This window comes from Exiguobacterium sp. HVEsp1, from assembly GCF_002009685.1.
Taxonomy (GTDB): domain Bacteria; phylum Bacillota; class Bacilli; order Exiguobacteriales; family Exiguobacteriaceae; genus Exiguobacterium; species Exiguobacterium profundum.
Genome location: NZ_KV917367.1, coordinates 2,781,723 through 2,790,167 on the forward strand (window position 1 = coordinate 2,781,723; position 8,445 = coordinate 2,790,167).

The 8,445-nt window shown below is 48.4% G+C and carries 6 protein-coding genes, 8 tRNA genes and 2 rRNA genes (1 of these 16 cut by a window edge); all 16 read right to left on the minus strand.

From position 1 onward, the window contains the following. Positions 1–283: 283 nt before the first annotated feature. Positions 284–1,642 carry a phosphoglucosamine mutase gene (gene glmM / locus BV910_RS14245; RefSeq protein WP_078147859.1) on the minus strand — a complete coding sequence of 453 codons (1,359 nt, stop codon included), beginning with the start codon at positions 1,640–1,642 and terminating at the stop codon, positions 284–286. A 36-nt stretch (positions 1,643–1,678) separates the two neighbouring features. After that, a complete protein-coding gene (locus tag BV910_RS14250) occupies positions 1,679–2,959 on the minus strand; it encodes a CdaR family protein (RefSeq protein ID WP_078147860.1) in 1,281 nt (426 codons plus the stop codon). Next, complete coding sequence (gene cdaA / locus BV910_RS14255) at positions 2,960–3,820, minus strand: diadenylate cyclase CdaA (protein ID WP_012727638.1); 861 nt, start codon at positions 3,818–3,820, stop codon at positions 2,960–2,962. It lies immediately after the preceding gene. A gap of 127 nt (positions 3,821–3,947) precedes the next feature. Next, a complete protein-coding gene (locus tag BV910_RS14260; protein ID WP_078147861.1) occupies positions 3,948–4,583 on the minus strand; it encodes an RseA family anti-sigma factor in 636 nt (211 codons plus the stop codon). After that, positions 4,580–5,155 (minus strand): RNA polymerase sigma factor SigW, encoded by a 576-nt coding sequence (sigW, locus tag BV910_RS14265; RefSeq protein ID WP_012727640.1) that lies wholly within the window; start codon positions 5,153–5,155, stop codon positions 4,580–4,582. Before sigW ends, BV910_RS14260 begins: the two co-directional genes overlap by 4 nt. 129 nt (positions 5,156–5,284) lie before the next feature. Continuing rightward, complete coding sequence (gene rocF, locus BV910_RS14270; protein ID WP_078147862.1) at positions 5,285–6,187, minus strand: arginase; 903 nt, start codon at positions 6,185–6,187, stop codon at positions 5,285–5,287. Positions 6,188–6,388: 201 nt separating this feature from the next. Continuing rightward, positions 6,389–6,464: transfer RNA gene (locus BV910_RS14275), tRNA-Ala, on the minus strand. Between the two features lie 18 nt (positions 6,465–6,482). Continuing rightward, positions 6,483–6,557 (minus strand) — tRNA-Gly (locus tag BV910_RS14280). Between the two features lie 7 nt (positions 6,558–6,564). Continuing rightward, a tRNA-Lys gene (locus BV910_RS14285) sits at positions 6,565–6,640 on the minus strand. A gap of 5 nt (positions 6,641–6,645) precedes the next feature. After that, positions 6,646–6,729 (minus strand) — tRNA-Tyr (locus BV910_RS14290). 6 nt (positions 6,730–6,735) lie between these two features. Continuing rightward, positions 6,736–6,808 (minus strand) — tRNA-Thr (locus tag BV910_RS14295). Positions 6,809–6,839: 31 nt separating this feature from the next. Continuing rightward, a tRNA-Val gene (locus BV910_RS14300) sits at positions 6,840–6,915 on the minus strand. Positions 6,916–6,919: 4 nt separating this feature from the next. Further along, a tRNA-Glu gene (locus tag BV910_RS14305) sits at positions 6,920–6,994 on the minus strand. A gap of 5 nt (positions 6,995–6,999) precedes the next feature. Next, positions 7,000–7,074 (minus strand) — tRNA-Asn (locus BV910_RS14310). Positions 7,075–7,082: 8 nt separating this feature from the next. Continuing rightward, a 5S ribosomal RNA gene (gene rrf, locus BV910_RS14315) occupies positions 7,083–7,199 on the minus strand. 95 nt (positions 7,200–7,294) lie between these two features. Continuing rightward, positions 7,295–8,445 (minus strand): 23S ribosomal RNA (locus BV910_RS14320); it runs 1,763 nt beyond the window's last position.

The window sequence follows — 8,445 nt, forward strand, 5'->3', positions numbered from 1 at the left end:
TTTGTCCGTCCGGTCGCCCGGGCGTTTTAAAAGCATGCTTATCGTCGTGACAGGCGACGAGGAGGCATCCGCCGAAATCTCGATAACCTCCAACCTCGTCAACTCCGCAGAGTTCTGGCGCTTGTTCGTACTCTTGTGTCCTTCCGTTTCCAAGGTCACGCTCTTAATAGTACAAATCACACCCCCATTCGTCAAGAAAATCCGCTGTTTTCTCGATGACAAAACGGAAACAAAAAGGGAATCCGATGTGGATTCCCTTGTGTTATTCCCGGTTTCGAAAATTTTATCCGTCTACGCCGTAATCTTCGCGTACGACTTGTGCGATTTTTTCAACGTAACGGTCACACTCTTCCGCTGTCGGGGCTTCCGCCATGACACGAACGAGTGGTTCTGTACCTGATGCACGGACGAGGATCCGACCGTTTCCGGCCATTTCCGCTTCCGCTTCTTGAATCGTTGCCAAGACACGCTCTCCGTTCATCGCATCGTTTTTATTCGTCACACGAATGTTCACGAGCTTTTGCGGATAAACTGGCATCTCTGCCGCTAATTCAGACAGTTTACGCCCTGTCGATTTCACGATTTCTGCCAATTGCACACCAGATAACATACCGTCACCCGTTGTCGAGTGATCGAGGAAAATCAAATGACCTGATTGTTCGCCACCGAGTGTATATTGATGTTTTTTCATTTCTTCGACGACATAGCGGTCACCCACTGCTGTTTGAAGCGCCGTCATGCCCGCTTCTTCAACGGCTTTATGGAAACCGAGGTTACTCATGACCGTCGCGACAATCGTGTTGTCTTTGAGACGCCCTTTTTCACTCAAGTATTTTCCGCAAATATACATGATCTTGTCTCCGTCGACAATTTCACCGTTCTCGTCAATCGCAATCAAACGGTCTCCATCCCCATCAAAGGCAAGGCCCATGTCCGCTCCTTTTTCACGGACGAATTCGGCCAAATGCTCAGGGTGTGTCGACCCGACACCTTCATTGATATTTAAACCGTTTGGCGAGTTTCCGATTGTCGACACGTTTGCTTCTAAGTCTGCAAACAGTCGAGCCGCAAGGCCACTCGTCGCTCCATGTGCACAGTCGAGTGCGATATGAAGACCATCAAAGTCTTCTTCTACCGTTTGTTTCAACATTTGAAGATACTTTTGCGCGCCTTCGTAGTAATCCGATACGAAACCGAGATCTTTACCTGTCGGACGCGGGAGCGTATCTTCCGCAGCATCTAAGATGTCTTCAATTTCTTGCTCGGTCGCATCGTCTAATTTGAAACCATCGCTACCGAAGAATTTGATTCCGTTATCCGCCACAGGGTTATGCGATGCTGAAATCATGACACCTGCCGTCGCGTCGAGCGATTTCGTCAAGTAAGCGACTCCAGGTGTTGAAATGACACCGAGACGCATCACTTCTGCACCGATTGAGAGAAGACCCGCAATCAATGCACCTTCAAGCATATGTCCTGAAATCCGTGTGTCACGACCGATCAACACTTTCGGCTGTTCGCCTTCTGGCAAATGTTTCGACAACACGTAGCCACCCGCACGACCTAAACGATATGCTAATTCCGCAGTTAACTCAGAGTTGGCAACACCGCGAACTCCATCTGTTCCAAAATATTTACCCATAAGATTAAATCCTCACTTTTGTATGATTGAACATCTTTATTGAATGGAAGATGTTTCTGTTTCTTCATCGACACTCGTCAATTGAACATCGATTGTCTTTGGCGAGATCACGGTCACGCCTTTTGGTACTTCATAATCTGCATCGACCGCATGTGTTCCGCTCGGCAATCCGGTCAGATCTAACGTCACGTTGACACTGTTTGATGAGATGCTTTCAAGAAGGGAACGTTTGCCCGAGAGCGTCACGCTGACCACTTCTTGCGTTTGAATCGTGTAATTCGTCCGGTCATATCCACGGACAGTGATGGGGACGGTCAACCGAATCCGCTCTGTCAATTCACCCGTGTCATCTTTCGTCTCATCATTTGGACGAACGAGCACCTGGACTTCTACTTCTTTTTTACCGAGTGAAGTCGCTCCTTCCGGAAGACGAAGGGTAGCGGTCACTTTTTCCGACTTCGTTAAATCGTCAAGTTCAATCGGTTCTGTCTCCACTTGCTGGAGTTCATCTAACACCGCTTTTGGTGCAAAGACACGGACTTCCGTCTCACCTAGCAACGTATCAACTAAGCGGAAATCGTCTGCCACCTCTCCGCTCGTGACGACCTCGATTGGAATCATCGCACTTTCATTGTAAATCGGAACGGTGACATTGATGATATTCGGATCGACTGACACGTTCAACGGATTTCCATTCGCATCTAAAATGGTCGGTGGAATCTCACGAGTGAACGTCTGACTTTGATTGGCAACATCCACATTCAACGTGATTTCTTTGACGTTTTGAATCCGACTCGCACCACCTGTGACTTTTACAGTCGACGGTTCGATTTCGACATCGCCCGCGACTTTTCCGTCCGGTAATTGATCTTTGTTCAACAGATTCACGGACACAGGGACTTCAATCGTTTGTTTCCGATCGATATAGATTTCGACAGTCTCTCGATCTAGTTTGACATTGACGTCTCCGCCGAATCCACGCGCTTCGACCGGGACACGATGGAATCCGGTGCCAAGATTGGTCAAATCGACGAACACCTGATAATCTTTCACCAATTTCGTCATCGTTAAACTACTAGATGGCCCTTGAAGCTCGACACCCATCTCTTCCGGAACATTATATGCGACATACTGGACCTCATCGAAAAACACTTCGACCGGCACATCGAGCGTCATGGAACTTTGTCCGACGATTGGCAATGCGCTAGATGCGTTATTCGAAGAACTGGTCTCAGCGACCATTAAGTATAAAAGGACGGCTAAAGCAAGTGCGATGAAGCGGAGAAACCACTTATGTTGTAACCACTGATCAATCACTTACTTATCCCCTCCTTTTTTGCCGAAGAACGAGAGGGTCGCCTCTTTTTCTTCGATGACGAGTTCTTGAATTAATTTATTGCGAAGCGCTTCTTCGTCTAGTTCCCGATACAAGCGGCCCGCGATTGCAAGTGAGACTGCTCCCGTTTCTTCTGAGACGGTAAGAGTGACGCTATCCGTCACTTCACTGACCCCGATGGCTGCTCGGTGACGTGTCCCGAGTGCTTTATCGATGTGCGGGCTTTCCGAAAGCGGTAAATAGCAAGCTGCCGCCGCAATTTTCCCGTCCTGAATAATCATCGCGCCATCATGAAGCGGCGTATTCGGAATGAATAAGTTAATAATCAACTGGGATGTGATATGCGAGTCCATACGAATGCCGGTCTCCACATACTCGTTTAATCCCGTATCGCGTTCAATCGCAATCAATGCACCGATTCGCCGTTTTGACATGTACTGTGCGGAACTGACGATGGCTTCAATCATTTGTCGTTGTTGCTCCTCATCACTTGTTCCCGTACGACTGAATAAGTTACTCGTTCGTCCGAGGTGTTCAAGACCACGTCTCAACTCTGGCTGAAAAATGATGATAATTCCGAGGAGACCGTACGTGATCACCTGATTTAGCAAGAACTGGAGCGTCTTCAATCCGAAGAAACCGCTCAAGAACCAACTGACTAGAATGATGGAAATCCCTTTAATTAATTGTACTGCTTTTGTCCCACGCACAATCATCATCAACTTGTAAATGACATACGTGACGACGACGATATCTAAAACATCATTCAAATAATCGTACCAATGTACGTTTTCTGAAAGATTTAAAAATGAGAAAAATGATACTTGTTCAAGTAGCGGCAAATGCTCCCCTCCTCAACTACCTAGCTAAATCGTGCAAATTCCATTATATCATCATTTCTATAGATACGCATTGCGTCACGTCAAAACGAAACCAGATTGAAACGAAAAAAAGACGCCGGAAGCGTCTTTAGAAAAGTTGTTTCATCGAGTACCAAATCCATTCGAACATCTGATCGATCTGTTCGAGTTCACCTGTCACTTGACCGGCACTTGCTAAATAGGCACGACCATTGACGGCTGTCGCGTTCCCATTGACAGTACCTTCAATCCGTAAATCGCCACCTTGGACCGTGATGTCTTTTTCAACCGTGACACCGGCCGGGACAATGACTTCATTCTCAGATACGATCACACCTGGTACTTTTGTATAGGTCATCGTCTCTGAAGCGCTGCTCCATAGTCCGAGTGTCGCACTAGACATCAAACTAAAGAACAGTACGGCCGCAATCAAACCTGGGTGCCGTTGCAACCATTGCATTTGTTTCGAATGCGGTTTGCGTTCTTTTCGAACTGATTTTGAAAACGGTACGACGGGATCAGGTGCTGTTTGTACAGGAGTTTCAGGTAAAGCGGCCATCACTCGGGCCGTAAAATCTGCTGATAACTTTGGACGAGGCAATGCTTTCAGTTCTGCGTCGATTCGTTCATATTGTAGATACGATTCATATAATTCATCGTCCTCTAACAATTGACGCAATTCGTCAGATTCTTCGGGCAAAACGCCATCTTCCAAATATTGTTGTACTTTTTCTTCAGGAGTCAATTGAACCCCTCCCTATTTTGAAAGATTGTTTTTAACATTTCTCTTCCCCGGAAGATCCTTGTCTTAACCGTTGCGACCGGCATGTCGATCATCACGCTGATTTCTTTAAGCGACAAATCATCTACATATTTTAATAATAACGGAATGCGATATTTGTCTGGAAGTTGCTTGATTGCCTCATGCATTTCACTTCGAATTTCGCGATGAACCACTTGGGCATCGGGTTGGGGCGCTTCATCAGCTAAGTGGTCTTGATAAGTCAAACCGTCTGTACCCGCAATTTCGGCATCCATCGAATATTCAGGCTTCCGCTTCCTCAATCGGTCGATGGCAACGTTTGTCGTGATTCGATAGAGCCATGTTTTGAACTTATATTGCGCGTCGTACGTATCGATTCGTGTATAGGCACGAATGAACGCCTCTTGGGCAGCGTCCTCTGCTTCGCCACGATCATACAAAATTTTATAGGCGATTGCAAAGACGCCATCCTTGTATAGTTCTACCAGTTCGGCAAACGAATCGTGATTCCCCGCCCTCAATTCATCAACCAAACGGGTGGTCAGCCGTTCCATCAATCCACTTCCCCTCTCCGCTACACATGCGGTCATCTCTATATACGTCTTGATATTGAAATGGTTTCAAAAAATCAAAAAAAGTTTCCATCCCCATTGTAGCAAACGGGTTTGGAAACTGTAAGGAAATCAGACGGTTTCGCCTTCCAATAACAGGTTTTCTTTAGATTTTATAATCGTTTCACATAAGCGATAGGCCAACTGAGCCGTCACGTCATCCCGGTCTAATGCCGGATTTAACTCGACGAGCTCTACTGCGATCAAGTCTTCTGCTTGCATCGCTTCTTTTAAAATCGCTTTGGCTTCGACTTCTGTCAAACCGCCGTCAACCGGTGTACCTGTTCCAGGAACGAGGGATGCATCGAGACTATCCATATCGAAACTGATATAAAAACGGTCTACTCGTTCACGAAGATAACTCAATGACTCTTTCATGATGACATCCACGCCACGCGTACGTACTTTTTCTACTGTAATGACTTTGATACCGAGTCGATTGATTTCATTCATTTCTCCTTCATCGATATCACGCAGGGCAATATAAACTAAATGCTCTGGTGATAGCTTCGGATCACGTCCGCCCACTTCTGTCAGACGCACGTCGCCCATCCCCATCGCTGCCGCAAGTGGCATTCCGTGAATATTCCCCGACGGTGATGTTTCGCCTGTATTTAAGTCAGCGTGAGCATCCACCCAAATGACTCCATAAGGACCTGTTTGAGCCAATCCAGCAAGAGTACCGATTGCCATACTATGATCGCCCCCAACGATCAAAGGGAATCGATTTTCCGAAATTTCACGATGTACGACTTCTGCCAATTCCGTGACGGTATGCAAGACACCATCAACCCGTTTTAAGTGTTCTTCATTTTCTCGAATTTCAGATTCTGGCAAGACACGAATCGTATGTTTGACCGTTTCTGTCGGAAGAAGTTGTTGCATCCCCATTTCATTTAACTTTGTCGGTCCTTGATCGACCCCTAATTTCCCCTGACCGTAACGCAGCGGCACGTGAATATATGACCATTGCATCGCCATTCCCCCTTTATACGCTTGATAGTTAAATTGTAAACGCTATCATTTGTTTGGTTCAACTCAGCAGAATGATGAATAAACATGCAAAAAGGCAGCCTGAATGGTGGCAGGCTGCCTTTCTCTGTACTCTCAATTGAATGGTTCATGGTTTTAGGCAAAAAAAAACTTAAGTCATCACTAACTTAAGAAAAAAACATATGGTGGAGCCTAGCGGGATCGAACCGCTGACCTCCTGCGTGCAAGGCAGGCGCTCTCCCAGCTGAGCTAAGGCCCCGAAACAGGGATAAGAATATGGAGCGGAAGACGGGATTCGAACCCGCGACCCCGACCTTGGCAAGGTCGTATTCTACCACTGAACTACTTCCGCAAAAAAATGGTGAGCCATGCAGGGCTCGAACCTGCGACCCTCTGATTAAAAGTCAGATGCTCTACCAACTGAGCTAATGGCTCAAACCTGGTGGGGGGGGGCGGATTCGAACCGCCGAACCCGAAGGAGCGGATTTACAGTCCGCCGCGTTTAGCCACTTCGCTACCCCCCCGAGGAGTGCCGGCGAAAGGATTCGAACCCTCGACCCTCTGATTACAAGTCAGATGCTCTACCAACTGAGCTACACCGGCATATATATAGGTTTGATGTAATAAATAAAGATGGTGGAGGATGACGGGATCGAACCGCCGACCCCCTGCTTGTAAGGCAGGTGCTCTCCCAGCTGAGCTAATCCTCCATATTGGTGACCCGTACGGGATTCGAACCCGTGTTACCGCCGTGAAAGGGCGGTGTCTTAACCGCTTGACCAACGGGCCTAAATTGGCTCCGCAAGTAGGATTTGAACCTACGACCTACCGGTTAACAGCCGGTTGCTCTACCACTGAGCTATTGCGGAACGATCTTGCCTGGCAACGTCCTATCCTCACAGGGGGAGATCCCCCAACTACTTTCGGCGCTGAGACGCTTAACTTCCGTGTTCGGCATGGGAACGGGTGTGGCCGTCTCGCTATCGCCACCAGACAAAATGAATATTAACACCGCGTCATACGCATGTCAATATTGTTTTAGGGTTTGTTCCCTGAAAACTGAGGATTCATCAACACAAACCGTTAGACTAGATCAAAGCCTCGACCGATTAGTATCATTCAGCTCCACGTGTCGCCACGCTTCCACCCATGACCTATCTACCTCATCGTCTCTGAGGGGTCTTTCTTGATTGCTCAAAGGGAAATCTCATCTCGGAGGGGGCTTCATGCTTAGATGCTTTCAGCACTTATCCCGTCCGCACGTAGCTACCCAGCGGTGCTCCTGGCGGAACAACTGGTACACCAGCGGTGCGTCCATCCCGGTCCTCTCGTACTAAGGACAGCTCTCCTCAAAGTTCCTGCGCCCACGACGGATAGGGACCGAACTGTCTCACGACGTTCTGAACCCAGCTCGCGTACCGCTTTAATGGGCGAACAGCCCAACCCTTGGGACCTACTCCAGCCCCAGGATGCGATGAGCCGACATCGAGGTGCCAAACCTCCCCGTCGATGTGGACTCTTGGGGGAGATCAGCCTGTTATCCCCAGGGTAGCTTTTATCCGTTGAGCGATGGCCCTTCCATGCGGAACCACCGGATCACTAAGCCCGACTTTCGTCCCTGCTCGACTTGTAGGTCTCGCAGTCAAGCTCCCTTCTGCCTTTGCACTCTTCGAATGATTTCCAACCATTCTGAGGGAACCTTTGGGCGCCTCCGTTACTGTTTAGGAGGCGACCGCCCCAGTCAAACTACCCGCCTGACACGGTCCTCCAGCCGGATCACGGCTGCGAGTTAGAGACTCTATACGCAAAGGGTGGTATCCCAAGGGTGTCTCCACCGAAGCTGGCGCTCCGGCTTCACAAACTCCCACCTATCCTGTACATCGCGTACAAAGCCTCAATATCAGGCTGTAGTAAAGCTCCATGGGGTCTTTCCGTCCTGTCGCGGGTAACCTGCATCTTCACAGGTACTATGATTTCACCGGGTCTCTCGTTGAGACAGTGCCCAAATCGTTACGCCTTTCGTGCGGGTCGGAACTTACCCGACAAGGAATTTCGCTACCTTAGGACCGTTATAGTTACGGCCGCCGTTTACTGGGGCTTCGGTTCAGTGCTTCTCTTGCGATGACACATCCCCTTAACCTTCCAGCACCGGGCAGGCGTCAGCCCCTATACTTCATCTTGCGATTTAGCAGAGACCTGTGTTTTTGCTAAACAGTCGTTTGGGCCTATTCACTGCGGCT

What these genes read in the sequence shown, in the direction of transcription:
- glmM (WP_078147859.1), bottom strand. Translation starts at nt 1,642, where the DNA reads ATGGGTAAATATTTTGGAACAGATGGAGTTCGCGGTGTTGCCAACTCT.
- sigW (WP_012727640.1), bottom strand. Translation starts at nt 5,155, where the DNA reads ATGGAACGGCTGACCACCCGTTTGGTTGATGAATTGAGGGCGGGGAAT.
- rocF (WP_078147862.1), bottom strand. Translation starts at nt 6,187, where the DNA reads ATGCAATGGTCATATATTCACGTGCCGCTGCGTTACGGTCAGGGGAAA.